This is a genomic window from Pseudomonas fulva NBRC 16637 = DSM 17717 (assembly GCF_000730565.1).
In the GTDB taxonomy this organism is placed as follows: Bacteria; Pseudomonadota; Gammaproteobacteria; order Pseudomonadales; family Pseudomonadaceae; genus Aquipseudomonas; species Aquipseudomonas fulva.
This window is the reverse complement of sequence record NZ_BBIQ01000014.1, coordinates 42,381-68,697: the sequence shown is the minus strand read 5'-3', so window position 1 is coordinate 68,697 and position 26,317 is coordinate 42,381. Positions and strand designations below refer to the sequence as shown.

The window sequence follows — 26,317 nt, the reverse complement described above, 5'->3', positions numbered from 1 at the left end:
CTTAAACCAGTACGCCGGACTGGCGCAGGGCAGTACGGACTTTGTCGTGGCAGCCTTCGCTGAGCCAGGTCAGTGGCAGGCGAATGCCTTTTTTCATCAGGCCCATCTCGACCAGCGCCCATTTGACGGGGATCGGGTTGGACTCGCAGAACAGGTCTTTGTGCAAGGGCATGAGCGTGTCGTTGATTGCGCGGGCCTTCTCGGCATTGCCCTCAAGGGCGGCCTCGCACAGGTCGGCCATTTGCCGCGGGGCGACGTTGGCCGTGACCGAAATGTTGCCCTTGCCGCCCATCAGGATCAGCTCGACGGCGGTTGGATCGTCACCGGACAGCACGATGAAGTCGCTGGAAACGCCCTCGATGATGGCCTTGGCGCGGGCCATGTCACCGGTGGCTTCCTTGATGCCGATGATGTTGGGCACCGTCGAGAGGCGGATTACGGTTTCGGCCTGCATGTCGCAGGAGGTGCGGCCTGGCACGTTGTACAGGATCTGCGGGATGTCGACCGATTCGGCAACGTGCTTGAAGTGCTGGTACAGGCCTTCCTGGGTCGGCTTGTTGTAGTACGGCACGACCAGCAGGCAGGCATCGGCGCCGGCATTCTTGGCGTTCTGGGTCAGGTGCACGGCTTCGGCAGTGGAGTTGGCACCGGTGCCGGCGATGACCGGGATCGGGGTCTTGCTGCGCTTGACGCGCTCGACCACGTGCTTGATGACCAGGATGTGTTCTTCGACATCCAGCGTGGCGGACTCACCGGTGGTGCCGACGGCGACGATGGCGTGGGTGCCGTTTTCCAGGTGGAAGTCTACAAGTTTGTCGAGGCTGCCCCAGTCAACACGCCCTTGTGCATCCATGGGAGTGACCAGTGCCACCATACTGCCCGCAATCATGTATCTGCTCCTGCCGGAAAAAGAGAGCGGTAATGGTACTGGGGGCATCGGCCTTGCACAAGCGAAGCAGGCGGGCGGAGCATTCCCCTCGGCGCCTTATTTCGCTACCCTTGATGCTTTGATCGGTGCAGCACGGCCCGCCGGGCCGTAGACCCTGCTCCCCGCCAGCGCCCCGTCCTCGCCTGCGAGTGCCGAGCGCTGCCTACAGGAGGCTTTCGCCCGTCCTGCACCGACCGCTCATCGCTTTAGGAATGCTGCATGTCCACCCCCACTGTCCGCGAACAATTCCTCGTCATCAGCGCCTTGGGGCCCAACCCCATGGAGCTGGCCAATGTACTGAGCCGCGCAGCCTTCGAAAACCGCTGCGCGGTGGTTACCTCTCGCTTGAGCCGCCATGGCGAGACCAGCGCACTGGTCTTGCAGGTCGGCGGCAGCTGGGATGCCCTGGCGCGCCTTGAGGCCATGCTGCCTGGCCTTGGCAAGAAGCATGGCCTGACCCTGGACGTGGTGCGCAGCGCCGACCAGGAAGTGCGCCCGCAGGCCCTGCCCTACGTGGCCTATGTCAGCGCCGCCTACCGCCCTGACATCATCAACGAGCTGTGCCAGTTCTTCCTCGATCACCGTGTCGAGCTCGAAGCCATGACCTGCGACACCTACCTGGCACCGCAGACCGGCAGCAGCATGCTCAACGCTCAGTTCACGGTGATCTTGCCGGCCGGCACCCAGATCAGCTGGCTGCGCGACCAGTTCCTGGACTTTGCCGACGCGCTGAACCTGGACGCCCTGATCGAACCCTGGCGCCCACAAAACCCTGTCTGAGGAGGTTCCCATGGCCGTTGCACTCGACCAACCTGTCCCCGACTTCACTGCCCAGGCGACCAGCGGGCAGACGGTCAGCCTGTCGGCGCTCAAGGGCCGCCAGGTGGTGGTGTATTTCTATCCGAAGGACAGTACTCCAGGCTGTACCACTCAGGGCCAGGGCTTTCGCGACCAGCATGGCGCCTTCGAAGCCGCCAATACCGTGGTGCTCGGCGTCTCGCGCGACGGCATGAAGTCCCACGAGAACTTCAAGGCCAAGCAGGGCTTTCCGTTCGAGTTGATCAGCGACAAGGACGAAGCCCTGTGCCAGCTGTTCGACGTGATCAAGCTTAAAAAGCTGTACGGCAAGGAATACATGGGCGTGGACCGCAGCACCTTCCTGATCGACAAAGACGGTGTGCTACGTCAGCAATGGCGTGGGGTGAAGGTACCCGGCCATGTGGATGCGGTACTGGCCGCGGCCCAGACGCTGAACCAGGCCTGATCGAAGCAGGGGCTGCGCCAACCTCGGTGCAGCCCAAGCCTGTCAGAGCAAGGGCGACACGCTGGGCTCCTGGCGAGGCCAGGCGTCCAGCACGGCCTTGATCAGGGTAGCCAGCGGGATGGCGAAGAAAATCCCCCAGAACCCCCACAACCCACCGAACAGCAAGACCGCGCAGATGATCGCCACCGGGTGCAGGCTCACCGCCTCGGAGAACAGCAGCGGTACCAGCACGTTGCCATCGAGCGCCTGGATGATCGCGTAGACCGTCATCAGGTAGATGAACTGGTCTCCCCAGCCCCACTGGAACAGGGCAATCAGCGTCACCGGCACGGTGACCACCACCGCCCCGACATAGGGCACGACCACTGACAGCCCGACCAGGAGGGCCAGCAACGCAGCATAGTTCAGGCCCAGGGTGATGAACGCTATGTAGGTCGCAATGCCGCAGATCAGAATTTCGATGCCCTTGCCCCGAATGTAATTGGCGATCTGCCGGTTCATCTCGCTGCCCACGCGGTTGAGCAAGGTGCGCTGACGCGGCAGGTAGCCACTGACCCAGCGGCCAATCAGTTCACGGTCCTTGAGGAAGAAGAACACCAGGATCGGCACCAGCACCAGGTAGATCATGGCGTTGACCAGCAGCGGCAGGCTGGACAGGGAGAAGGTAAGCGCCCATTGCCCGAACTTGCCGATCTCGCCGCGGACCGACTCGATGGCATGCAGCACCTGCTCGTCCGACACCAGGTGCGGATAGCGCTCTGGCAGCAGGAGCAGCAATGACTGCCATTTACCAAGCATGCCTGGCAGCTCGTTGAACAGGGTGATCAGCTGGTGCCACAGCAGCGGCACCAATACCAGCATGAACACCGCCAGTGCGCCCATGAACAGGGCAAATACCAGCAGGACCGCCAGTTTTGTAGGCACTCGCAGGCGCTCCAGGGCGTTGACCAGCCCTTGCATGAGAAACGCCAGCACCATGCCCGCCAACACCGGCGCCAGCATCCCGCCCAGCGTGAGCACCGCCGTGAACGCCAGAAACAGCAAGACCGCCAGCACCACCGCTTCTTCATCGGAGAAGTAGCGTTGGACCCAGTCGCGTAGCACTTTGAACATGAACGATCCTTGTGGGACTCAGGCCTTGCGCAGCCAGTAGGTGTAGGTACCGGCCTCGGCCGTTTCGTGCAACAGGCTATGACCGGCCAGTTTGGCAAAGGTGCGCAGGTCGCGTTGGGAACCTGCGTCGGTGGCGATGACCTTGAGTACGGCACCACTGGCCAGCCCATTGAGCGCCATCTTGGCCTTGAGCAGTGGTAACGGGCAGTTCAGCCCGCTGGCATCGAGCTCGGCGTCACAGGTCAGGGGGGTGCTCATCAATGGGGCTCTCCAGGGCAATGCCGGCCTACGGCCTGATCGGCCGCCTAGGATAGCGCCACTGGTCGCCAACGTGTGAGCCCGCTACAGTAGCAATCTTTGACCGACGCGAGCTTCGTGCATGAATCTACTGCGCCCTACCCTGCTGACGCTGGCCTGCCTGATGGCCCTGCCTGGCCATGCTGACGACCTGCCGTCGCTGGGTGACGCCAGTTCGGCGATCGTCTCGCCCCAGCAGGAACACCAGCTTGGCCGCGCCTGGCTGAGCCTGTTGCGCGGCCAGGTCAACCAGCTCAACGACCCGCAGCTCAAGGACTACGTGGAAACCAGCGTGTACCGCCTGGCCGAAACCAGCCAGTTGCAGGACCGTCGCCTGGAATTCATCCTGATCGACAGCCGCGAACTCAACGCGTTTGCAGCGCCAGGCGGCATCGTGGGTGTCAACGGCGGGTTGTTCCTCAATGCGCAGACCGAGGGCGAGTACGCCTCGGTACTGGCGCACGAACTGGCGCACTTGTCCCAGCGTCACTTCGCCCGGGGCATCGAGGCACAGCAGCGCATGCAATTGCCGATGATGGCGGCGTTGCTTACCGGTATCGTGCTGGCGGCCGGTGGCGCGGGGGATGCCGGCATCGGCATGATTGCCGGCACCCAGGCGGCAGCGATTCAGGAACAGCGCAGGTTCTCCCGGCAAAACGAGCAGGAAGCTGACCGCATCGGCATCCAGAACCTGGAAAAGGCTGGCTACGACCCGCGCAACATGCCGACCATGTTCGAACGCCTGGCGCGTCAGTACCGTTACGACGCCAAGCCGCCGGAATTTCTGCTGACGCACCCGGTAACCGAGTCGCGTATCGCCGACACCCGTAACCGAGCCGAGCAGGCGCCGAAAGGCGGTGTGGAAGACAGCCTGCGCTATCAGCTGATCCGTGCCCGGGTAGCGCTGACGTATGAGGGTACGCCGGGGCTTGCGGCCAAGCGTTTTCGCGCCCAGCTCGACGAAGACCCCAAGCTCGATGCGGCGCGCTATGGGCTGGCGCTGGCACAGATCAAGGGTGGTCAGCTCAACGAGGCTCGGGAGATGCTCAAGCCGCTGCTGGCCAAGGCGCCCAATGACATTACCTACAACCTGGCGCAGATCGACCTGGATATCACCAACAATCGCCTGGCCGATGCACAGCAACGGGCCGAGCGTATGCAGGGGCTGTACCCGGGTAATTACCCGCTCAAGCAGGTGCGCGCCGACCTGTTGGTCAAGCAGAACAAGCCGGCCGAGGCGGAGCAGGTATTGAACGACCTGATCAAGAGCCGCCCGGATGATCCGGATGTGTGGTACGACATGGCCGAGGTGCGAGGCTTATCAGGCAATACCATCGGCCTGCACCGGGCGCGTGCGGAATACTTCACCTTGGTGGGGGACTTCGATCAGGCCATTCAGCAGCTCGACTATGCCAAGCGCCGCGCTGGGGGGAATTTCCCGCTGGCTTCGCAGATCGACCAGCGGCAGCGAGAGGTCCTGGAGCAGCAGCGCATGGTGCGGGAGATGATGGGGCGCTGAGGCGTTCTAGGGGCTGGAGCGGAACCGCTCACAAGGCTTAGCAGCGCGCCTGTAGGAGCGGTCTCGCCGGGGCGCCGGACCGCTCATACAGAGGTTTTTCTACGAGGGTAATTGCGCCAACATGGGCGTTTAAGCCAGCGCTTGCCTCACGCGTTCCCGGAAAGTTTCAACCTGGCCGCCTGGGTGAAATCCAGCATCCGGTTCAGCGGCTTGATGGCTTTGGGCACCAAGGCTGGGTCGACGAAGATCTCGTCGCCGCCATTGCGCAGGCAATCAAGCACGCGCTCCAGCGTATTCATCGCCATCCACGGGCAGTGGGCGCAGCTGCGGCAGGCCGCGCCGTTACCGGCGGTGGGGGCTTCCACAAATACCTTGTCCGGGCACAGCTGCTGCATCTTGTAGAAGATGCCGCGGTCGGTGGCGACGATGAAGGTTTTGTTCGGTAGCGTCTGGGCAGCCTTGATCAGCTGGCTGGTGGAGCCCACGGCATCCGCCAGGTCGATCACCGACTCCGGCGACTCGGGATGGACCAGCACCGCAGCGTCCGGGTACAGGGCCTTCATGTCGGCGAGCTGACGCGACTTGAACTCCTCATGAACGATGCAGGCACCGTCCCACAGCAGCATGTCGGCACCCGTCTGCTTCTGGATGTAGCGACCCAAATGCTGATCGGGGCCCCAGATGATGGTCTCGCCATTGTCCATCAGGCTTTCGACGATCTCCAGCGCGCAACTGGAGGTGACTACCCAATCGGCCCGTGCCTTCACGGCAGCGGACGTGTTGGCGTAAACCACCACGGTACGCTCGGGGTGCTGGTCACAGAAGGCAGAGAATTCTTCGATGGGGCAACCCAGGTCGAGCGAGCAGGTCGCTTCGAGGGTGGGCATCAGCACGCGCTTGTGGGGCGTAAGAATCTTGGCGGTTTCGCCCATGAAGCGCACGCCTGCCACGATCACGGTCTCGGCAGGGTGCTGCTTGCCAAAACGAGCCATTTCCAGCGAGTCGGACACACAGCCGCCGGTTTCCTCCGCCAGGGCCTGGATGACCGGGTCGCAGTAGTAATGAGCAACCAGCACGGCATTTTGCGCCTTGAGCTCGGCAGCGATGGCCGCACGGTATTCGGCCTGCTGCTCGTCTGTCAGCGGATTGGGCTGCTTGGCGTCAAGGTGAGCCTGAACCAACAAGCGTTCGGAAATCTGGGTCATGATCGCTGGACCTGCAGGCGCGTGCGCGCATCAAATCGAGTGTATCACCCGGCCCTGACAGATCGGCTAAGGGCGCCGGACGGCGCAGGCCGCCACGGCCCTCTGCGGGCGCGGATTATTATGGAGGCCGAAGGCTACAGAGAAACCCGAGATTTCTAAAGCGGTTTTTATCCAACCCCTACCTGCCCTCGCGCCAGCGGCCCAAGGGCAGGTAGCGCCGGGCTGTCAGCGCTGCGGCGAGAGCATTGCCAGCTGCGTGTTAACGAACGCGGCAAAGGCTTCGAGCGTCATTTTTTGGCCGTTGAAATCAACCATGCCATCGGCGTAGTGCAACGCGCTGATCACTTTATCGCCCTCCACCGTGGCCAGGCCGCTTTGCACGGCCATCAAACCGACCATTTCCCCTGCCTGGCCAGACTGCGTAGCGATGGCCTGGGCATCGGTCTGACCGTCGAGCAGCGCTTGCAAGGTGGCCAGGTCCCCTAGCATCGGCTTGGACAAGGACAGCTTGCCGGTGACCTGCGTCACCATCTGCTTTAGCGCCTGATCTTGTGGCAAGTCGAAGGAAGACGGCGCATCGAAGTCCATTGCCACATTGAAGTGACTCTCGCCATTGGCGGTCTTGAGGCTCAAGTCTTCGAGCGCCACCTTGGGTTTTGCCGCCAGCAGTGTGCGCAAGTCGCCCTGGAACTTGGCCTTTTCGGCTTCGGTCATGTTGATCTGTGGCGCCGACTGCCCGGCAGTTGCCGCGGCCTCGAACTCAGGCAAATGCGCTGCATACCAGTTGCTCAGCGCTTGCAGCGCGGGCGCATGGATGGACTTGAAGCCGACGATCATCTGGGCCTTACCGACCGCTCGCCCATCCCAAGTGATGTCCCCGAGTTTGTATTCAACGCGCCCGCCAAAGGTGTCGGGGCCTTCGAGGCTTTGCAGGGTACTGAGCTCGCCCCCTTTGATGACCAGCGCCTGTTGCCTGGGCCCGAGAGTGACCTTGGTCTCTGCCAGATACAGGTCAGCGTTGCCCGTGAACAGGTTGTCATGCGCAGTCGCCGCCAGCTTGCCACCCAACTTCAGCCCATTGAGTTCAAAGATGACGGGCGGCTGGTCTTCACTTACCAGTTTCATCAGGAAGTGGTCGGCCTCGCCATGGAAGCGCGAATCCTTGCCATCGCGATCCCCGCTGACCCCAAGTTCCATGCCCGAGAACGCCAGGCTGGTGCCGTTGGCATCGTCGAGCTTGACCGGCGCCAGGTGAACCTGGCTGTCGACACTGCCGCCGTACCCCATGCTGGTCTGGGCGCTGAACGGCACGCGGTCACCGGCTGCTGCGTACCAAGGCGCCGTGACTTCGTCCTTGTCCAGCGTGGTATTGCTCAGCGCCAACACTGGCAACAACCTGAGGGTCTTGACGCGAGACCATGGGAACGGGCCGTGCTCGATCTGATCGGTCACGCCTACATCAAAATTTACCACCTGTTGGCTGTTGGCATGCACATCGCGAGCGATCACACGGTAGTGTGCCGTGCTGCTGAACCAACGCTGGTCCAGCGATACCAACTCGATGCGTACGCTACCACCTGTGTTCACCAGTGACTTTTGCAGCTGCGCGTTGCTCAGGGCCAAGGCATGGTCCAGCTCACCCGGCAGTTGCTTGCCGGTGTACCAGGCTCCGCCAACGACCACTGCGACAACGGCCACCGCTACGCCGGACAGGATTGCTACTGAAGTCTTCGTCATGAATTAAACCGATTGATGTCCATAAAGGCTCGCACATCGCCTGCGCAGCCAGGAAAATGCAGCATATCACCGAAGGCCAGGATGATTGGCGGCCTCGCCACTGGAAAGGCAGGGCGGCCCGTTGGACAGACCCACTTCAAAGATGTCAATTTTTACGAACACGCTTATGGCATTTGCATTGACAAAAACGACGTTAGAAACGCTTGAGTTTGCGGTTTTATCGATAAAAATCGCGTATTGGAAACACCTTGTCATGTTTAACTTGACACCCAAGACCCTATCGTTTTTTATTTTGATCACTTGCGTGATCCAGTCACGCCTCTGCTGCTCCAACATAAAGGTGAACAATATGGAGCCCACCCGCTCGCCGCTGCTGCCTGCGCCCTTCGCTGTGCCTGTCGTCCAAGCCTTTGCGCAGGAGTCACACTCGCATGCAGCCTGAACCCTACGCCCACGAAGCCGGCCAACTGCGCAAGACGCTGCGCCTGTGGCATGTGATCATCATTGGCCTGGCGTACCTGACGCCCATGACCGTGTTCGACACCTTCGGCATCGTGTCAGGCATCACCGCTGGGCACGTACCGAGCGCCTATATACTGGCCCTGGCCGGCATCCTGTTCACGGCAGTCAGCTACGGAACCCTGGTCAAGCGCTTTCCCCAGTCGGGATCGGCCTACACCTACACCCAACGTGCCATCAATCCACACGTGGGCTTCCTGGTAGGCTGGTCTTCCTTGCTGGACTACCTGTTGCTGCCCATGGTCAACGCCTTGCTGGCCAAACTGTACCTGTCTGCCATGTTCCCCGAGGTGCCACAGTGGGTCTGGGTCGTGGCCTTCGTGTCCCTGATCAGCCTGATCAACATGCGCAGCGTCAATCTGGTTGCGCATTTCAACCTGCTGTTCGTTGGCGTGCAGGTGGCGATCATCGCGGTGTTCATCTACCTGTGCGTACGCGGGCTGGACCAGGGCGAAGGCCTGGGCACCGCATGGAGCCTGTTGCCCTTCGCCGACCAGCAGACCCACCTGAGCGCCCTGGCCGCTGGTGCAACCATTCTGTGCTTCTCATTCCTGGGTTTCGATGCGGTCACGTGCCTGTCCGAGGAAACGCGCGACCCAGCCAAAACCATACCGCGGGCCATCTTCCTCACGGCATTGATCGGCGGCGTTGTATTCATCACCGTGTCCTACTTCATTCAGGCCTACTTCCCCACCATGGCACGCTTTCACGATCAGGAAGCGGCGCTGCCTGAGATCGCCTTGTATGTCGGGGGCAAGCTGTTCCAGTCGGTCTTCATCGCGTGCACGGTGATCAACACCATCGCCTCGGGGCTGGCGTCGCAGACCAGCGTGTCGCGCCTGCTATATGTAATGGGCCGTGACAAGGTCATACCCGCGAGCGTTTTTGCGCGGTTGCATTCACGCTACAAGACACCCGTACTGAACATTGCCGTGGTGGGGGTGATTTCGCTGTCGGCCATCTTCTTCGACCTGGTCACCGCCACCTCCATCATCAACTTCGGTGCATTGGTGGCGTTCAGCTTCGTCAACTTGTCGGTAATCAATCACTGCTACCTGCGAGAGGGCAATCGCCGAGGGCTGGCCAACCAGCTGAAGTACCTGGTACTGCCCACCACAGGCTTTTGTATCATCGTTTCGCTGTGGCTGGACCTGAACATGCACTCGCTGCTGTTCGGCGGGGTCTGGGCCACGCTGGGCCTGGTGTACCTGGCCTGGTTGACCAAGGCGTTCAGAGCGGCGCCGCCCAACTGTATCGTCGAGGGATGACGCGTACCGACCATGCACAGCTCAACCCCACCCGGTTTCTTCGATATCACCAGTGAGCAGGGCCTGCTGCGCACCTCGATCGCGGTCACCCTGTTCATCGCCAGCATCGGCATTGCCTTTGGCTTGGCATCGGGCTCGTTTTCCATCGTGTTCGACGGCGTCTACTCGCTGGTGGATGCCAGCATGAGCGGGCTGTCGTTGATGGTGGTCAGGCTGATCACTTCCCATGCCAGCAGCCTGCAGATGTCGCGCAAACTGCGCGAGCGCTTCACCATGGGCTTCTGGCACCTGGAACCGATGGTGCTGGCACTCAATGGCATCCTGCTCAGCGGTGTTGCCATCTACGCCCTGATCAACGCTGTGAGCAGCCTGCTGGAAGGTGGACGTCACCTGGAGTTTGGTATCGCCATGGTCTATGCGGCGCTCACCGTCACCGCCTGCGTGAGCATCGCGGTGATCGAGGGCAAGGCCAACCGCAAGCTGCGGTCGGACTTCGTCGCCATGGACGTGAAGGGCTGGGTGATGTCCGCCAGCATCACGGCGGCGCTGTTGATCGCCTTCTGCTTTGGCTATGCCGTGCAGGGCACATCGCTTGAATGGGTATCGCCCTACATCGACCCGGCCGTGCTGGCACTGGTCTGCCTGGTGATCGTACCCTTGCCAATGTCGGTCGTTCGCCAGGCGTTGGCGGATATCTTTCTCGTCACGCCGGGCGATCTCAAGCAGCACGTAGACGCGGTTGCGCAGGCTTTCGTCGAACGCCATGGCCTGCAGTCCTACCGCGCCTATGTGGCCAAGGTGGGACGCTCGCGGGAGATTGAGCTGTACTTCATCGTGCCGCCGCAGATGGCGGCCAAGACCATCGAGCAGTGGGATGCCTGGCGCAACGAGATCGGCGAGGCCATCGGCGGCGAAGGGCCCAATCGCTGGCTGACGGTCGTATTTACCGGCGACCCCGAGTGGGCCGAATGAGCATCAGGACTCAGCCACGCAGGCGTTCGATCAGCGGCAGCGCTTCGATTTCAGGGCGGGCAAAATAGTAACCTTGCATCAGCTCGATACCCAGCGCGGCCAACGCCTGGCACTCGGCTGCTGTTTCCACGCCCTCAGCGACCAACAGAATGTCCAGCCGCCGCGCCACCAGCACGATGCCTGCCACGATCGCCTGACGCACCGGGTCGGCGCCAAGGTTGCGTGTCAGCGCCATGTCCAGCTTCAGGAGGTCCGGTTGAAACTCGGCAAGCAGGTTCAGGCCCGAATAGCCTGAGCCGAAATCGTCAATGGCCGTGGTGAAGCCCTGCCGGTCGTACTCGCGGAAAATGGACTTCAGGTGTTCGGTGTCCTCGACCCGTTCGCCTTCGGTCACTTCGAAAATCAGCCTGTCGGCCGGAAAATCGAACTGCTTGGAGGCCTCGAGCGTCGCGCGGATACAGGTGGCGGGGCGGTACACGGCGTTGGGCAGGAAGTTGATGCTGAGCTTGCAATCCTGCACACGGTTGAGCCCAAGCTCGGAGGCTTTTTCGATGGCCTTGACCCGGCAAGCCTGGTCGAAGCGATACAGGTTATCGGGTGTGACCTTGGCCAGCACCTGCGCAGCCCCCTCCCCCCCGACACCTCTGACCAACGCCTCGTAGGCGTAGGGTTTACCCGAAGGCTGGTGAACGATAGGTTGAAAGGCCATTGTGATGCCGAACCCCAGGTCCGCCATCTCACGGCATTGCTTGCAACCTACAGCTTCGAAAGGCTGCGCAAAGATCAAATCGGCCATGGTGTCTCCGGCAGCTTGATGAAGAGAAAGTAGCGCTGGGATAACACGATCGTGAGAACGTCAAAACAGCGTTGTTGGCAATTTGACAGCATGGCTGGCGAGAGGTGCGGTGCGCAAGGTTGATGACCCGACAAAAAGCCCCGATAGGTTGGATTTATTGGGCTCAAGTGGGCAACTCGGTACACTGTCGCCCGATCTAACATCTGACGACATGGACAACTTCGACATGACTGTCTTCACCCACCGGGGCGGCGAGTACCTCACCGTCGATGATGCACGCCTTTACTACGAACAACTGGGTGCAGCCGACGCACCCGCGTTGATCCTGCTGCATGGCGGCCTTGGCCATATTGAAAGCTTCAATGCCATCACCCCGCACTTGGCCCGCCGTTGGCGCGTGATCGGCATCGACAGCCGCGGCCAGGGCATGTCTACCCTAGGCGGCGCACCACTCACCTATGCGCGCATGCAGCACGACGTAGAGCGGGTAATCGATCACCTGGCGCTTGAACGCGTCACCCTGATCGGGCACAGCGATGGCGGAATCGTCGCGCTGCGCATGGCCGCCTCGCAGGCCGTCACGGTCGATCGACTCGTCACCATTGGGGCTCACTGGGCGCTGGGAGAGAACGACCCTGCGCGGGCCCTGTACGAAGGCATCACCGCCGCGAAGTGGCGCGGCCTGTTTGCCGACGATGTGGCTCGCTATGAGGCGATCAACCCACAACCGGACTTTGCAAGGTTGCTGGAGGCCGTCCGAGGGTTGTGGCTAGATGACAGTGAGCACGGCTATCCCGCAGCCAGCGTCGGGGGCATTACCGCGCCATTGCTGGTGGTGCGTGGCGATCGTGATCGCCTGGTTTCACGAGCCAATGCACTGGAGTTGGTAGAGCAAGTGCCTGGGGCGCAGCTGTTGAACTTGGCACTGGCTGATCATTCACCTCATGAAACGCATCCGCAATGGCTATTGCCTGTGATGGAAGCTTTTTTAATCAACGATGAAGGGGGGCGAAATCGGTAATCGCTCAACGAGCATTCGCCCGGTGCCTGCCTCCCACTGCCGGGCTACGCCTTGGGCGCCATGTCAATGACCGCACAGCGACCATTGGCCCTGACTTTCTGCACCACGTGCGCCCTGTCGACAAAAACGTTGATCTCGCAACTGCCTGAGTGCTCGACATCCTGCCAATACTCGCGGTGCACCAATTGGCCATTTTCAGGGCCGGTATAGGTGCCCGCAGCCTCCCGGGAAATATACGTGCTGTCGCGCACGTACCTGAGCACCACCATGTCCTGATCAGGCGCCACCATGATGACCCTGGGCACGCCAAAGTAATCGATCAGCTCGCCGACCGGGCGGCCTTTCCACGCACTGGTTGCCTCCAGCGACGAGCATCCGCCAAGCAGTACAGCGCCCAGGCATAACACAAGCAGACGGATCATGGCTTCTCTCCTTGGTGGACAGTTACTTGGCAGGCATCTGTGTGAAGGCGTCATCGATCTGCCTGATGATCTCGGCCCTGAGCGCCTCGCGTGTCAGTATCTCGAATAGCTGCGGGCCAGAGCGGCTCAACTCCGAAGCTGACATTACGCCCAAGTGCTCCATCTTGAGGGCTTGGCGCTCAGCTGGCTTACAGATGAAATCACGGCTTTGCGCCAACCACGGTTGTTGATCGCCCTGCCATTGGTTGGAGAACTTGGCCTTGCGCAAGGTATTGGCCACGCTGCTGAAGTCGAGCGCTCCTGTGACACGAGCCCGCTTGTTCTTGCAATCGACTTCGACGTCGTAGACCGTGAAATCGGGCTTGCCGGGCTGCTGGTCAAACAGATAGACGCCCACGGATTTGACGCCGCCGGGGCGCTCGTAGATGTTTCCGGGGTCGCCGTCTACAAGGTATGCCTTGCTCTTGCCCAGGCTGGCTTGATGATGAACGACCCAGTAGTCGCCCTTCGGGGCATTGTCCGCGTGGACGGGTAAGGCGCCTAACAGGAGTGCAAGCGACAGCAGATGTTTCACTGGGGAGCGCATGACTGGCCATCTCTCTGCCATTACTTAGACAGAGAATTTTCCCATCCGCAGTATTGGGCAAAGGGCTATCTAGTACACCTGCACTAGGGAGTCGCCCGTTGAGACTTCATCAGAGGGCACTTGCATGTAGAACACTGCCTGTGAAAAAGGCAGAGTCTCTGCCAGACAGGCCATAGGCCAAGCGCTTTGACCAGAAACGAAAAAGCCCGCCGATAGGGGCGGGCTTTTCGTACAGATTTCACACAGAAGCGAGCTGACTGCTCGATTCATACGGTTGCTAGACTTGGCGCTGACCCTGTGGTCTAGCTGAAGTATTCGCAACCGCTGCGAAGATGGTGGGTCGTGTAGGATTCGAACCTACGACCAATTGGTTAAAAGCCAACTGCTCTACCAACTGAGCTAACGACCCGTTGGATGGCGCGTATAATACTGATTTCTATAGAGAAATCAACACCCCTCGGTAAACTTTCTTAAAAATAGCGCGTCGGGTCCGCCACGGCGGCTGCCTTGAAGCCCTCAGCCCGCAGGCGGCAGCTGTCGCACTTGCCACAAGCACGCCCGTCGTCATCAGCCTGGTAGCACGATACGGTCAGGCTATAGTCGACCCCGTGCGCCACGCCGGCCTGGACGATCTGGGCTTTGCTCATGTTCTGCAAGGGTGCCTGAATGCGGAAACCCTGCCCTTCGACGCCTGCCTTGGTGGCCAGGTTGGCCATGCGTTCGAAGGCTTCGACGAACTCGGGGCGGCAGTCCGGGTAGCCGGAATAATCCACGGCGTTGACCCCGATGAAAATGTCACGGGCTTGCAGCACTTCAGCCCAGCCCAGCGCCAGCGACAGAAACACCGTGTTGCGCGCTGGCACGTAGGTCACCGGGATACCCTCGCCCGGCGTTTCCGGCACATCGATGCTGCTGTCAGTCAGGGCCGAGCCACCGATGCCATCCAGGTTCAGCCCAATCACCTTGTGCTCTACCACGCCCAGGTCCTGGGCGACCCGTGTAGCGGCGTTAAGCTCGGCGCGGTGACGCTGGCCGTAATCGAAGCTCATGGTATAGCAGGCATAGCCCTGGGCCTTGGCCATGGCCACTACCGTGGCCGAGTCCAGGCCACCGGACAGAAGAATTACTGCGCGTTTATCAGTCATGTCTCACTCTCTTGCTCAGCGCCCAGGTTCGTCGTTCCACAACAGCTTGTGCAGCTGAAGTTGGAAACGGACAGGCAAGTTGTCGGCAACGATCCAGTCAGCCAGGTCAGTGGCGCTCACCTGGTGGTGGCTCGGCGAGAACAATACTTCGCCGGCGCGCTCGGCCAGGTTGTACTGGATCAGCTTGGACACCGCCCAGTCGTAATCTTCGCGAGAGCAGATGACGAACTTGACCTGGTCGTTGGGCGTCAGGTGCTCGATGTTCTCATAGCGGTTGCGGTGCGATTCTTCCGAACCCGGGGTTTTCAGGTCGACGACGCGGCTGACACGGGTGTCGGTGCCGGCGATATCGAGCGCGCCGCTGGTTTCCAGCGAAACCTCGTAACCGGCATCGCACAAGCGCTGCAACAGGGGCAAGGCGTTAGGCTGGGCAAGGGGCTCACCGCCCGTCACGCAGACATAGCGCGGCTTGAAGCCAGCCACCTGTTCAAGGATCGAATCGAGGCTGCGCAGTGTGCCGCCACTGAAGGCATAGGCGCTGTCGCAGTATTGGCAGCGCAGGGGGCAACCGGTGAGCCGCACGAATACCGTGGGCAGCCCAGCCGTTCGTGTTTCACCCTGCAATGAGTAAAAGACTTCGGTGATGCGTAATGTATCTTGCATGATCGCCACGGGCGTGACAGCAAAACAGGCTGCCCGCCTCCGTCAGGCACTGGCACGGACTCGACATAGCGTTATCCGTGACAGCGTGTTTACGAAAAAAGGGCGGTGATTCTAACGAAAAAACCCGCGCCAGGCGCGGGTTTCTTTCGAACGGCAGGCAAGCGCCGCATCACTTCACAGCTTTTGCAGGTCTCGTTGCGCCAATTGCGCAGCCGATGTGCCCGGATATTGGGTCACCACCTGCTGGAGAATACCCTTCACCTTGTCCGTGTGACCGAGACGACGCTCGACATCGGCCAGCTTGTACAAGGAGTCTGGCACCTTGCTGTGCTTGGGGTACTTCTGGCTTACCTGAGCGAATGCCTGGCTTGCACCCTGCAGGTCACCCTTGGCCAGGTTCACTTCGCCCAGCCAATACTGTGCATTACCGGCATATTGGCTGTTGGGGTACTTGCGCAGGAAGGCGTTGAACGCCTGGCTGGCCTTGTCGAAGTCTTTTTGCTTGATCAGGTCGAAGGCAGCATCGTAGTAGAGCTTTTCCTTGGCCGGATCACCGGGCTCGCTACTGGCGGCCGGTTGTTGGGCAGCAGCACCGGCTGCAGCCCCCGCGGCGGCGCCAGAGGCACCACCGGCGGAAGAATTGTCAGGGGTCGCGGCAGGCGCGGCGCCACTGTTGATGCGACGGTCCAGGTCCTGGTATCGCTCCAGGTTTTCCTGCTTCATGCGAGACACATCGTTTTGCAACTCTTCGATGATGCCTTGCTGGCGGGAAAGCTGATCCTGCATCTGTTGCAGCTGCATGAACAGCTGGCCCTGTGCAGAGGCAGGGGCCGAAGCCCCTGACCCGGCATAGGCGCCGCTCGTGCCATAACCCGCAGGCGGATAGCTGCCTGTGTTGTCATCTACTACAGGGACTGCAGCCCACGCCGAAAGGGGCAGGCTGAGTGCGAGGACGGTTACTGCACGGCGGCACTTACGCATAGGAACTTACTTACGCAGTTCTACGCGACGGTTTTGAGCCCAGGACTGCTCGTCGTTGCCGGTAGCAACTGGACGCTCTTCGCCGTAGGAAACCACTTCCAGCTGAGCAGGGGAAACGCCCTGCAGAACCAGGTAGCGCTGAACGGCCTTGGCACGACGCTCACCCAGAGCCATGTTGTACTCGCGGGTGCCGCGCTCGTCGGTGTTGCCTTCCAGGACAACGCGGTTGCCGTTGGCTTTCAGGTCCTTGGCGTGAACGTCCAGAGCGCGCATGGCTTCTGGCTTCAGGTCCGAGCTGTCGTATTCGAAGTAGAAGGTGGTGATTGCGCGCAGAGCGGCTTCTTCGCTCAGGGAACCGTCGACTGCGCCGGTGTTGGCACCGTAGCCAGCGTTCGGATCAACGGCGCCAGCGCCTTCACCTGCGTTGTCACCGCCCTTGGAGGAGCAACCTACAGCCACAGCCATGGCCAGAGCCAGCGCAGCGAATTTACCAAACTTCAGCATTTCCATCGTGAAACTCCTAATGAAACCCCAGTGTGTTAAGCAAAACGTATTACGCCGCAATCAGTTCAGGTAAGGGGACCAGGACGGTTCTCTGACTTCGCCTTGAGCGGTAGGAAGTGGGAGCCTCACGCGGCCATTAAGCGACACGAGCATCAAGACTCCCCGGCCCTGCTGGCGGGTGGCGTAGATTAGCATGGTGCCGTTGGGCGCAACAGTGGGAGACTCATCAAGACTTGTTTCCGAGAGAATCTTTACACTTCCGCGTTGCAAGTCCTGAGCGGCAACTTTGAAGTTGGTGAAACCCTGTTGGCGGTGAATCATCACCAGGGTCTTTTCGTCTGCCGAGAGTTTCGGGTTGGCGTTGTAATTACCCACGAACGTTACGCGCTCGGCGCTGCCGCCACTGACCGACTGTTTGTAGATCTGCGGTTTGCCGCCACGGTCGGACGTGAAGTACAGGGTGTTGCCGTCCTTACCCCAGAATGGCTCGGTATTGATGCCAGGGCCGGCAGTCACGCGGCTGATCTGACGCGAGGCCACGTTCATCACATAGATGTCCGGGTTCCCATCCTTGGAGAGCACGAAGGCCAGGCGCGAACCATCGGGCGACCAGGCAGGTGCGCCATTGAGGCCCTCGAAGTTGGTGACCTGTTCACGGCGACCGGTGTCGATGTGCTGAACGAAGATACGCGGGCGCTTCTGCTCGAACGATACATAGGCGATGCGTTTGCCATCGGGCGCGAAGCGCGGCGACAGGATCGGCTCGCGGGACTGCAGCAGGGTCACGGCGCGGGCACCGTCATAGTCCGAACGCTGCAGGGTGTAGCGCGTGTTGTTCGTAGAGAAGCGCTCGGCCGTCACGTACAGCATGCGCGTGGAGAAGGCACCCTTGATACCGGTGAGCTTCTCGAACGACTGGTCGGCGATGTAGTGCGACATGTCGCGCAGCTGGTCGGTGGTGCCGGCAACGCTGCCGGTCAGGACCTGCTGCTCGGTGGCGACGTTGAACAGGGCGTATTGCACCTGCAGGCGACCACCGGAGGGCACGATGCTGCCCACCATCACGTACTGGGCACCCAGCGCCTTCCAGTCGCGGAAGATGACTTCGCTGGCCTGGGAGGGCTGGCTGATCATGTTCTGGCGCGGGATGGGCGAGTAGTAGCCGGAGTTGCGCAGGTCGTTGCCGATGATGTCGGCCATGTCTTCAGGCAGCACACTGCCACCCTGAACAGCGAACGGCACCACTGCAATTGGCGTTGCCCGGTCACTGCCACTGGTGACCAGGATGTTCTTTTCCTCTGCTACGGCCATGCCTGCCACGCAGCACAGCATGACCAGCAGTCCTCTCAGACGTTTAATCACAACGCTAGATCCTCAGGTGTAAATGTCATCTTGAACGAGCGATATTGGTTGAAATCGCTCGGCTTCATGCCCTGCATTTCAGTCAGGCGACCGATGTTCTTCACCGCTGCCACCGCCGAGCTGTCATAGGGGCCGTCACCGCTTGACCGGGCCACGCTGACGCTGGTGATGGTGCCATCGGGCAACATGTTGATCTGCAGTACCACCGTCATGCCTTTACGCGCCGATGGCGGGCGAGCCCAGCCTTCTGCCGCGCGCATACGGATCAGGTCGTCGAAGTCGCCGGCCACCTGGTCACCCTGCTCGTCGGCCAGCGCCTGCTGCCGCTCGGTGGTGTCGGACAAGAGCTCGGCCAGGGCCTGTGCCTTCTTGTCTTCAGCCGCCTTGCGAGCTGCTTCCTGTGCCTTTTTCTTCTGGGCATCCGCTGCGGCCTTTTTCTTGGCGTCCTCGGCTGCCTTCTTCTTCGCCTCTTCGGCCGCTGCCGCCTTTTTCTTGGCGTCCTCAGCCGCTTTTTTCTTCGCGTCCTCGGCTGCCTTTTTCTTGGCCTCCTCGGCAGCTTGCTTCTTCGCCTCTTCAGCGGCCTGCTTCTTGGCCTCTTCTTCGGCTTTTTTCTTCGCTTCTTCTTCAGCCTTTTTCTTAGCGATGTCAGCTTGCTGTTTCTCGGCAGCCTTCTTCGCCTCATCGGCCTTCTTGGCTTCGGCCGCTTTCTTGGCTTCAGCAGCTTTGGCCGTTTCGGCAGCCTTGGCCGCGTCCTCGGCCTTTTTGGCCTCGGCAGCCTCGCGTGCCTCCTGGGCCTTTTGAGCAGCGTCGGCTTTCTTTTGTTCCGCGGCTTTCACCGCTTCCTGCTCGACCTTCTTCTGCTCAAGCTGCTCGACCTCGGTCTGACGCGAAGCGGTTTTCTTCGCTTCCCCGGCAATCTTCTGGTTGGTCTGGGTAGTCGCCTGGCTCTTGGACTTGAGCTGATAGAGCGTAGCCTGAACGATCGGCTTGGACGGTGGCAGTTCAGGCGTCATGGCAAAGCTTGCGAACAGCATGCCAAACACCAGCACATGCAGGCCGATGGCCCAGACACTGGGCCAGAAGTAGCTTTCCGAGGCAGAGGGCTCTCGCTGTTGCATCAGGGTGCCTCGGTAATCAGGCCGACGTTACCGACACCGGCTTTCTGCAGCCCGCCCATGGCACCCATGACCGCGCCGTAGTCCACCGCCTTGTCGCCACGGATGAATACCTGGGTCTGTTTGCCCTGGTCGCGACCGGCCGCGATGATCTTGGTAACGGCGTCGGTCATGGCCGGCAAGGTCATAGCCTTGTCCATTTGCTTGTCGGTATCGACTTCGCTGCCAAGGTTCCAGTAGTAGGTCTTGTCGGCCTTGATGGAAATGGTGAGGATCTGGACGTTGTTGTCCTGCGGCAAGGCTTCGCTGGAAACCTTGGGCAGATCGACCTTCACGCCCTGATTGAGCATGGGCGCCGTCACCATGAAGATGACCAGCAGCACCAGCATCACGTCGATGTAGGGCACCACGTTCATCTCGGCGACGGGCTTGCGTTTGTGGCGAACTCGGGCCATGGGCTTGTACCTGATTACTCTTCGCTGGTGTGCACTTTGCGGTGCAGGATCGCCTGGAACTCGTCGGCGAAGGTGTAGTAACGGCTGATCAGCGTTTCACTGCGGGCCGCAAAGCGGTTGTATGCGATGACCGCCGGAATGGCTGCGAACAGGCCGATGGCCGTGGCGATCAGCGCTTCGGCGATGCCGGGGGCAACGGTAGCCAGCGTGGCTTGTTGCGCACTTGCCAGGCCGCGGAAGGAGTTCATGATGCCCCACACGGTCCCGAACAGGCCGATATAGGGGCTGGTCGAACCCACGGTCGCCAGGAACGGTAAACTCTGCTCGAGCTTTTCTTCTTCGCGGGAGATGGCGACGCGCATGGCACGGCCAACCCCTTCCATCACGGCGTCCGGATCAACGCCAGGTTGCTGGCGCAGACGGGAAAACTCCTTGAAGCCTGCACGGAAGACCTGCTCCACACCCGAGTCCGGGTCCGGGTTGCTGCCTGCCTGACGGTACAGCTTGGACAGGTCGATACCCGACCAGAAGCGCTCCTCGAAAGCATCGAGCGCACGACGACCGGCGCGCAGCATGGTGCTGCGCTGGAAAATCATGATCCACGAGGTGACCGAGGCGGCCACCAGGGTCAGCATCACCAACTGCACCACAACGCTGGCGTTACTGACCAGACTCCACATGGAGGTATGGTCGACGACGTTAGCTTCCACGCTTATTCTCCTGCATTCGATTGATTACCCGAGCCGTCTGCCGCAAAGGCGTCGCGCAGCTGGGGAGGTATGGCTCGGGGTTTGAAAGTGTCGGCGCGCACGGCGGCGATCAGAAACCGCCCTTCACAAAGCAGTGCGTCGTCCTTTTCCCGCCACACTTGCTGCACGAAGCGCAAGCTGGCGCGATTGAGTTCAAGTACTTGCGCGGTCACCCGCAATTCATCGTCCAGCCGCGCCGGCACGTGGTAACGCGCTTCGCTGGAATGGACCACGAACAGCAGGTTGTCTTCAGCCAGTTGCGACTGGGAAAAGCCCAGGTGCCGCAAGCGTTCGGTGCGCGCGCGCTCCATGAATTTCAGGTAGTTGACGTAATACACCACACCACCGGCATCGGTATCTTCGTAATAGACGCGACAACGGTGTGCGAACGGTTCCAGGCCTTTTTGCGCGCGCATACTCTAGTGCTTACTCCTTGGCTTGCCAATCCGCTGTGACAACTGTTTTTTCACTATCGATATCCGGGTGCCATCGCCCCCTGGGCATGCCAGCGGTAGGACCACGAAAAGCGTGTTTCGATCTGTCATTCATCACCCGGCTCGGAAAAATCCGCGCCCTCCCCCAATCGCCCGGGAACATTCAGCCCGAAGTGCAGGTAGGCGTGTCGGGTCACCACACGGCCACGGGGCGTACGCATGATGTAGCCCTGCTGGATGAGGTAAGGCTCAAGCACGTCCTCGATGGTGTGACGCTCTTCGCTGATGGCGGCGGCAAGGTTGTCGACGCCGACCGGGCCACCGTCGAACTTCTCGATCATGGTCAGCAGCAGGCGCCTGTCGGAATGGTCGAAGCCGCGCTCATCGACGTCCAGCAGGTTGAGCGCCATGTCGGCCACGGCCTTGGTGATCTGGCCCTTGCCGCGTACCTCGGCGTAGTCGCGCACCCGCCGCAGCAAGCGGTTGGCAATGCGCGGTGTGCCGCGGGCACGGCGCGCGATCTCATAGGCACCGAGGTCCTCGATGACCAGGCCCAGGATGTTGGCCGAACGGCTGACGATGGTCGCCAGGTCCTTGTCGCTGTAGAACTCCAGCCGCTGCACGATGCCGAAACGGTCGCGCAGCGGGTTGGTGAGCATGCCGGCGCGCGTCGTGGCACCGACCAGCGTGAAAGGTGGCAGGTCGAGCTTGATCGAGCGGGCCGCCGGGCCTTCGCCGATCATGATGTCGAGCTGAAAGTCTTCCATGGCTGGATAGAGCACCTCTTCGACGACCGGCGACAGCCGGTGGATCTCGTCGATGAAGAGCACGTCATGAGGCTCAAGGTTGGTCAGCATGGCGGCCAGGTCGCCAGGGCGCTCGAGGATCGGCCCCGAGGTGCTTTTGACCGACACCCCCATCTCGTGGGCGATGATGTTGGCCAGGGTGGTCTTGCCCAGGCCTGGCGGGCCGAAGATCAGCGTGTGGTCGAGCGACTCGCTGCGCCCGCGCGCCGCCTGGATGAACAGTGCCATCTGCTCGCGCACCACGGGCTGGCCAATGTACTCCTCCAGCCGCAAGGGCCGGATGGCGCGATCCTGGACTTCTTCGCGGTCGCGGCCACTGGCAGCGATCAGGCGGTCGGCTTCGATCACTTGGTAATCATCCCCTTGAGGCTGCGGCGAATCAGCTCTTCACTGGAAAGCCCCGACTTGTCCTTGATCGCACCGATGGCCTTGCTCGCTTCCTGGGGCTTGTAGCCCAGGGACACCAGGGCGCTGACCGCATCCGCCTCGGCGGTGGACTCGCTGGCGGCCGGCAATGGCCCATCGGACACCAACGCGAACATGGCCGGGGACGTTTCCCAAGCCTTGAAGCGGTCCTTGAGCTCGACCAGCAGGCGCTCTGCCGTTTTTTTGCCTACACCGGGCACGCGTACCAATACCGAGGCGTCCTGGGCCTGCACGCAGCGCACCAGCTCATCGATCTCAAGCCCGGACATCAGTGCCAGGGCCAGCTTGGGGCCCACACCGTTGAGCCGAATGAGCTCGCGGAACAATTCGCGCTCGCGCTTTTCGGCAAAGCCATAGAGCAGGTGGGCGTCTTCACGCACCACAAGGTGCGTGTGCACCGTTACCGGCTCGCCGACCTTGGGCAGGCGATAGAGCGTCGTCATGGGGACTTCCAGTTCGTAGCCCACGCCATTGACGTCGATGATGAGGTGCGGCGGCTGCTTTTCCGCCAGGGTGCCGCGCAAACGTCCGATCACGTTTCGATCCTTTTCACGGGGAGCTGCCCGATGGCCGCTCAACCCTATCAGCAAATACGGCAGGCGGACGCTCCGCCTGCACAAAATGTGTATCAGCGCATGAAGCGCTTACAGACGCAAGCGCCCACCGCGCCGACGCGCCGTAGACAGCCCATGGGGCACCAGACTCGAACGGGTGTGGGCATGGCACAAGGCAATGGCCAGCGCGTCGGAAGCATCGATCTGGGGCTTTTGGGTCAGCTTGAGCAGGTGCATGACCATCATCATCACCTGGTCCTTGTTCGCCCCGCCCGTACCAGCCACCGCCTGCTTGACCTGGGTGGCGCTGTACTCGGCGATTTCCAGCCCTGCTTCAGCCGCTGCGACGATGGCCGCGCCTCGGGCCTGCCCCAGCTTGAGGGCCGAATCGGCGTTGCGGGCCATGAAAACTCGCTCGATGCCCATGGTCACCGGGCCATGCTGGCCGATGACTTCGCTGACCCCACGAAACACGATCTGCAAACGCTCGTGCAGTTCACCACTGCCTGTGCGGATGCAGCCTGAGGCCACGTACTCGCAACCACGTGCGGTCTGGCGAACAACGCCATAACCTGTGATGCGCGAGCCGGGGTCGATACCTAGAATCAGAGTCATAGCGCCTGTCGTTGAAGTGAAGCGGTGTGCAAACAGTACAGGCCCTTTCGCAGGTCAACCCCCTGGCCAGGTCGCCAGTGCTGCCACCTGTGCCACGGGCGCCCTGCGAAAGGGCCTGTACAAACGCCCGAAGGCGTCAGTATGGTGCGCCAGAAAGCCCTCAGCCGAGGTTTTCCATGATCTCGTCGGAAATCTGCGCATTGGAGTAGACGTTCTGTACGTCGTCCAGGTCTTCGAGCATGTCGATCAGCTTGAGTACCTTCTCGGCCCCCTCCTGATCGAGTTCGGCGCTGGTGGTCGGCTGCATCACGATTTCGGCGTCGGCCGCCTTGAAGCCGGCCTCTTCCAAGGCATTGCGCACGGCGTAGAAGCTGTTGAACGAGGTGAACACGTCAAACGAGCCATCCTCGTGGGCCACCACGTCGTCGGCGTCGGCCTCCATCGCCGCCTCCATCAAGGCATCCTCCTCCACGCCCGGAGCAAAACTGATCTGCCCCTTGCGCTCGAACAGGTAGGCGACCGAACCGTCGGTGCCCAGGTTGCCCCCGCACTTGGTGAAAGCATGGCGCACTGCCGCAGCGGTGCGGTTGCGGTTATCGGTCATGGCCTCGACCATGATCGCCACACCGCCCGGCCCGTAACCTTCATAGCTGAGCTCTTCGACGTTGTCGCTTTCGTTCGTGCCGGCGCCACGGGCCACCGCGCGATCGATGATATCGCGGCTCATGTTGGCACCCAGTGCCTTGTCCAGCGCCAGGCGCAGGCGCGGGTTGGAGGCAGGGTCCGGGCCGCCTTGCTTGGCGGCGACCGTCAGCTCGCGGATCCACTTGGTGAATACCTTGCCCCTCTTGGCATCCTGGCGCTCTTTGCGGTGCTTGATGTTCGCCCACTTGGAATGACCCGCCATAACGACTCCCGATCCTTGTAACAGAAACAGGTTCCGCCCCGAAGGGCGGAACGTGGAAAGACTGCGCCGAAGCGCGTGGGCGCAACCGCCGGCTGCGCCCGGGCCGATTACTCGACCTTGGTCTGCTCGCGCAGACGGATGTGCAGCTCGCGCAATGCCTTGGCGTCGACCATGCCCGGTGCCTGGGTCATGACACACGCAGCGCTCTGGGTTTTCGGGAAGGCAATCACTTCACGAATCGACTGGGCGCCGGTCATCAGCATGACTAGGCGATCCAGGCCGAAGGCCAGGCCACCGTGAGGCGGTGCACCGAACTTCAGGGCATCGAGCAGGAAGCCGAACTTCTCTTCCTGTTCTGCCGCTTCGATACCCAGCAGGCGGAACACGGCCTGCTGCATTTCCTTGCGGTGGATACGGATCGAACCGCCACCGAGTTCGGTGCCATTGAGCACCATGTCATAGGCACGGGACAGGGCCGTGGCCGGGTTGGCCTCCAGTTCCTCGGGCGTGCACTTGGGCGCGGTGAACGGGTGGTGCAGCGCGGTGAAGCTGCCGTCTTCGTTTTCTTCGAACATGGGGAAGTCAACGACCCACATCGGTGCCCACTCGCAGGTGAACAGTTCGAAGTCGTGGCCCAGGCGAATACGCAGGGCGCCCAGCGCTTCGCTGACCACCTTGAACTTGTCGGCACCGAAGAACACGATGTCGCCGTCAACGGCGCCCACGCGGTCGAGGATGGTGTTGAGGTTGGCCTCGGGGATGTTCTTGACGATCGGCGACTGCAGGCCTTCAACGCCCTTGGCACGCTCGTTGACCTTGATGTAGGCAAGGCCGCGGGCACCGTAGATGCCAACGAACTTGGTGTACTCGTCGATCTTGCTGCGCGGCATGCTGGCGCCGCCTGGCAGTCGCAGCGCGGTGACGCGGCATTTAGGATCGTTGGCAGGGCCGGCGAACACCTTGAAGTCCACGTCCTTGAGCTGGTCGGCGACGTCGACCAGTTCCAGCGGGATGCGCAGGTCTGGCTTGTCGGAGCCATAGCGACGCATGGCTTCCTCGAAGGTCATGTGCGGGAATTCGCCGAACTCCAGGTCCAGCACTTCCTTGAACAGCTTGCGGATCATGCTCTCGGTCAGGCCCATGATCTCGGACTCGTCCAGGAAGCTGGTCTCGATGTCGATCTGGGTGAATTCTGGCTGGCGATCGGCACGCAGGTCTTCGTCACGGAAGCACTTGGCAATCTGGTAGTAGCGGTCGAAACCGGCGACCATCAGCAACTGCTTGAACAGCTGTGGCGACTGCGGCAGGGCGAAGAAGCTGCCGGCGTGGGTGCGGCTTGGCACCAGGTAATCGCGCGCGCCTTCAGGCGTGGCGCGGGTCAGAATCGGCGTTTCCACATCGAGGAAGCCGTTTTCGTCGAGAAAGCGTCGAATGCTGCTGGTGATGCGCGAGCGCAGGCGCAGCTTGTCGGCCATCTCAGGACGACGCAGGTCGATGAAACGGTAGCGCAGACGCGTTTCCTCACCAACGTCGGAGTATTCGTTGAGCGGGAACGGCGGGGTTTCGGCTTCGTTCAGCACGTTGAGCTGATAGCCGAGGATTTCGATGGCACCGGAGGCCATGTTGCTGTTCACAGCACCTTCCGGGCGACGGCGGACCTTGCCGGTGATCTGCACGACGTACTCGCTGCGCACACGGTCGGCTGCGGCGAAGGTGTCGGCGCGATCCGGATCGAAAACGACCTGGGCCATGCCCTCGCGGTCACGGATGTCGAGGAAGATCACCCCGCCGTGGTCCCGGCGACGATGGACCCAGCCGCAAAGGGTGACTTCCTGGCCGTCCAGGCTCTCGTTCAGTTGGCCGCAATAATGGCTGCGCATCATGATGGTGGTTTCGCTTCTCGTGATTCGTGTATTCGATGGAGGCCTTGGCCGCCCGGAGGGCTAATACTGCA

At 61.3% G+C, this 26,317-nt stretch carries 28 protein-coding genes and 1 tRNA gene; 6 read left to right on the top strand and 23 right to left on the bottom strand.

The window, feature by feature from the left end; all coding sequences use genetic code 11:
* Position 1: 1 nt before the first annotated feature.
* On the bottom strand, positions 2-889 hold the full coding sequence (dapA, locus tag PFU01S_RS14935; protein ID WP_027914233.1) for a 4-hydroxy-tetrahydrodipicolinate synthase: 888 nt from the start codon (positions 887-889) through the stop codon (positions 2-4).
* A 258-nt stretch (positions 890-1,147) separates the two neighbouring features.
* On the opposite strand from dapA, the gene PFU01S_RS14930 reads away from it, so the two are divergent.
* Both PFU01S_RS14930 and PFU01S_RS14925 read left to right on the top strand, forming a co-directional pair.
* Positions 1,148-1,708 carry a glycine cleavage system transcriptional repressor gene (locus PFU01S_RS14930; protein WP_023536329.1) on the top strand — a complete coding sequence of 187 codons (561 nt, stop codon included), beginning with the start codon at positions 1,148-1,150 and terminating at the stop codon, positions 1,706-1,708.
* 10 nt (positions 1,709-1,718) lie between these two features.
* Entirely contained in the window at positions 1,719-2,192 is a 474-nt protein-coding gene (locus tag PFU01S_RS14925) for a peroxiredoxin (protein ID WP_023536252.1), read from the top strand.
* Positions 2,193-2,234: 42 nt separating this feature from the next.
* Here PFU01S_RS14925 and PFU01S_RS14920 read toward each other — a convergent pair whose 3' ends face one another.
* Both PFU01S_RS14920 and PFU01S_RS14915 read right to left on the bottom strand, forming a co-directional pair.
* Complete coding sequence (locus tag PFU01S_RS14920) at positions 2,235-3,305, bottom strand: AI-2E family transporter (protein ID WP_027914232.1); 1,071 nt, start codon at positions 3,303-3,305, stop codon at positions 2,235-2,237.
* 18 nt (positions 3,306-3,323) lie between these two features.
* Positions 3,324-3,563: a sulfurtransferase TusA family protein gene (locus tag PFU01S_RS14915; protein ID WP_023536286.1), complete on the bottom strand. Its 240-nt coding sequence runs from the start codon at positions 3,561-3,563 to the stop codon at positions 3,324-3,326.
* A gap of 121 nt (positions 3,564-3,684) precedes the next feature.
* On the opposite strand from PFU01S_RS14915, the gene PFU01S_RS14910 reads away from it, so the two are divergent.
* Positions 3,685-5,121, top strand: a complete 1,437-nt coding sequence (locus PFU01S_RS14910) for a M48 family metalloprotease (RefSeq protein ID WP_027914231.1) — start codon at positions 3,685-3,687, stop codon at positions 5,119-5,121.
* Positions 5,122-5,267: 146 nt separating this feature from the next.
* Here PFU01S_RS14910 and nadA read toward each other — a convergent pair whose 3' ends face one another.
* Both nadA and PFU01S_RS14900 read right to left on the bottom strand, forming a co-directional pair.
* A complete protein-coding gene (nadA, locus tag PFU01S_RS14905; protein ID WP_027914230.1) occupies positions 5,268-6,326 on the bottom strand; it encodes a quinolinate synthase NadA in 1,059 nt (352 codons plus the stop codon).
* A gap of 225 nt (positions 6,327-6,551) precedes the next feature.
* The gene (locus PFU01S_RS14900) at positions 6,552-8,063 is read right to left on the bottom strand and encodes a YdgA family protein (protein ID WP_028687392.1); all 1,512 of its coding nucleotides are present in this window, start codon (positions 8,061-8,063) and stop codon (positions 6,552-6,554) included.
* 431 nt (positions 8,064-8,494) lie between these two features.
* Between PFU01S_RS14900 and PFU01S_RS14890 the strand changes: the two genes are divergently transcribed.
* Together PFU01S_RS14890 and PFU01S_RS14885 are read left to right on the top strand one after the other, a co-directional pair.
* The gene (locus PFU01S_RS14890) at positions 8,495-9,850 is read left to right on the top strand and encodes an APC family permease (RefSeq protein WP_028687390.1); all 1,356 of its coding nucleotides are present in this window, start codon (positions 8,495-8,497) and stop codon (positions 9,848-9,850) included.
* 12 nt (positions 9,851-9,862) lie between these two features.
* Entirely contained in the window at positions 9,863-10,822 is a 960-nt protein-coding gene (locus PFU01S_RS14885; protein WP_028687389.1) for a cation diffusion facilitator family transporter, read from the top strand.
* A gap of 10 nt (positions 10,823-10,832) precedes the next feature.
* On the opposite strand, the gene PFU01S_RS14880 is transcribed toward PFU01S_RS14885, so the two are convergent.
* The gene (locus PFU01S_RS14880) at positions 10,833-11,618 is read right to left on the bottom strand and encodes an EAL domain-containing protein (RefSeq protein ID WP_027914225.1); all 786 of its coding nucleotides are present in this window, start codon (positions 11,616-11,618) and stop codon (positions 10,833-10,835) included.
* 226 nt (positions 11,619-11,844) lie between these two features.
* On the opposite strand from PFU01S_RS14880, the gene PFU01S_RS14875 reads away from it, so the two are divergent.
* On the top strand, positions 11,845-12,639 hold the full coding sequence (locus PFU01S_RS14875; protein WP_028687388.1) for an alpha/beta fold hydrolase: 795 nt from the start codon (positions 11,845-11,847) through the stop codon (positions 12,637-12,639).
* Positions 12,640-12,683: 44 nt separating this feature from the next.
* Here PFU01S_RS14875 and PFU01S_RS14870 read toward each other — a convergent pair whose 3' ends face one another.
* The 17 genes from PFU01S_RS14870 to aspS form a co-directional block, all read right to left on the bottom strand.
* The gene (locus PFU01S_RS14870; RefSeq protein WP_027914223.1) at positions 12,684-13,061 is read right to left on the bottom strand and encodes a hypothetical protein; all 378 of its coding nucleotides are present in this window, start codon (positions 13,059-13,061) and stop codon (positions 12,684-12,686) included.
* A 22-nt stretch (positions 13,062-13,083) separates the two neighbouring features.
* A complete protein-coding gene (locus tag PFU01S_RS14865) occupies positions 13,084-13,647 on the bottom strand; it encodes a hypothetical protein (protein WP_028687387.1) in 564 nt (187 codons plus the stop codon).
* A gap of 333 nt (positions 13,648-13,980) precedes the next feature.
* Positions 13,981-14,056: transfer RNA gene (locus PFU01S_RS14860), tRNA-Lys, on the bottom strand.
* Between the two features lie 61 nt (positions 14,057-14,117).
* Positions 14,118-14,792: a 7-cyano-7-deazaguanine synthase QueC gene (queC, locus tag PFU01S_RS14855; protein WP_028687386.1), complete on the bottom strand. Its 675-nt coding sequence runs from the start codon at positions 14,790-14,792 to the stop codon at positions 14,118-14,120.
* Positions 14,793-14,807: 15 nt separating this feature from the next.
* Entirely contained in the window at positions 14,808-15,455 is a 648-nt protein-coding gene (gene queE, locus PFU01S_RS14850) for a 7-carboxy-7-deazaguanine synthase QueE (protein WP_028687385.1), read from the bottom strand.
* Between the two features lie 174 nt (positions 15,456-15,629).
* The gene (ybgF, locus tag PFU01S_RS14845; protein WP_028687384.1) at positions 15,630-16,436 is read right to left on the bottom strand and encodes a tol-pal system protein YbgF; all 807 of its coding nucleotides are present in this window, start codon (positions 16,434-16,436) and stop codon (positions 15,630-15,632) included.
* Positions 16,437-16,442: 6 nt separating this feature from the next.
* On the bottom strand, positions 16,443-16,946 hold the full coding sequence (gene pal, locus PFU01S_RS14840; RefSeq protein ID WP_023536326.1) for a peptidoglycan-associated lipoprotein Pal: 504 nt from the start codon (positions 16,944-16,946) through the stop codon (positions 16,443-16,445).
* A 54-nt stretch (positions 16,947-17,000) separates the two neighbouring features.
* Entirely contained in the window at positions 17,001-18,272 is a 1,272-nt protein-coding gene (tolB, locus tag PFU01S_RS14835; RefSeq protein WP_023536327.1) for a Tol-Pal system beta propeller repeat protein TolB, read from the bottom strand.
* A gap of 26 nt (positions 18,273-18,298) precedes the next feature.
* A complete protein-coding gene (gene tolA, locus PFU01S_RS14830; RefSeq protein WP_033694990.1) occupies positions 18,299-19,420 on the bottom strand; it encodes a cell envelope integrity protein TolA in 1,122 nt (373 codons plus the stop codon).
* Complete coding sequence (tolR, locus tag PFU01S_RS14825) at positions 19,420-19,872, bottom strand: protein TolR (RefSeq protein ID WP_003254760.1); 453 nt, start codon at positions 19,870-19,872, stop codon at positions 19,420-19,422. The genes tolA and tolR overlap by 1 nt, the downstream gene beginning before the upstream one ends.
* Positions 19,873-19,886: 14 nt before the next feature.
* A complete protein-coding gene (gene tolQ, locus PFU01S_RS14820; protein WP_027914217.1) occupies positions 19,887-20,582 on the bottom strand; it encodes a protein TolQ in 696 nt (231 codons plus the stop codon).
* A gap of 2 nt (positions 20,583-20,584) precedes the next feature.
* Complete coding sequence (gene ybgC / locus PFU01S_RS14815) at positions 20,585-21,037, bottom strand: tol-pal system-associated acyl-CoA thioesterase (RefSeq protein ID WP_027914216.1); 453 nt, start codon at positions 21,035-21,037, stop codon at positions 20,585-20,587.
* Between the two features lie 125 nt (positions 21,038-21,162).
* Positions 21,163-22,209 (bottom strand): Holliday junction branch migration DNA helicase RuvB, encoded by a 1,047-nt coding sequence (gene ruvB / locus PFU01S_RS14810; RefSeq protein ID WP_023536242.1) that lies wholly within the window; start codon positions 22,207-22,209, stop codon positions 21,163-21,165.
* Positions 22,206-22,823, bottom strand: coding sequence for a Holliday junction branch migration protein RuvA (gene ruvA, locus PFU01S_RS14805; protein ID WP_023536259.1), 618 nt, complete (start codon positions 22,821-22,823; stop codon positions 22,206-22,208). Before ruvA ends, ruvB begins: the two co-directional genes overlap by 4 nt.
* A gap of 108 nt (positions 22,824-22,931) precedes the next feature.
* A complete protein-coding gene (gene ruvC, locus PFU01S_RS14800) occupies positions 22,932-23,456 on the bottom strand; it encodes a crossover junction endodeoxyribonuclease RuvC (protein WP_023536229.1) in 525 nt (174 codons plus the stop codon).
* 160 nt (positions 23,457-23,616) lie between these two features.
* Positions 23,617-24,363: a YebC/PmpR family DNA-binding transcriptional regulator gene (locus PFU01S_RS14795; protein ID WP_023536325.1), complete on the bottom strand. Its 747-nt coding sequence runs from the start codon at positions 24,361-24,363 to the stop codon at positions 23,617-23,619.
* A 107-nt stretch (positions 24,364-24,470) separates the two neighbouring features.
* On the bottom strand, positions 24,471-26,246 hold the full coding sequence (aspS, locus tag PFU01S_RS14790) for an aspartate--tRNA ligase (protein ID WP_027914214.1): 1,776 nt from the start codon (positions 26,244-26,246) through the stop codon (positions 24,471-24,473).
* Positions 26,247-26,317: the final 71 nt, after the last annotated feature.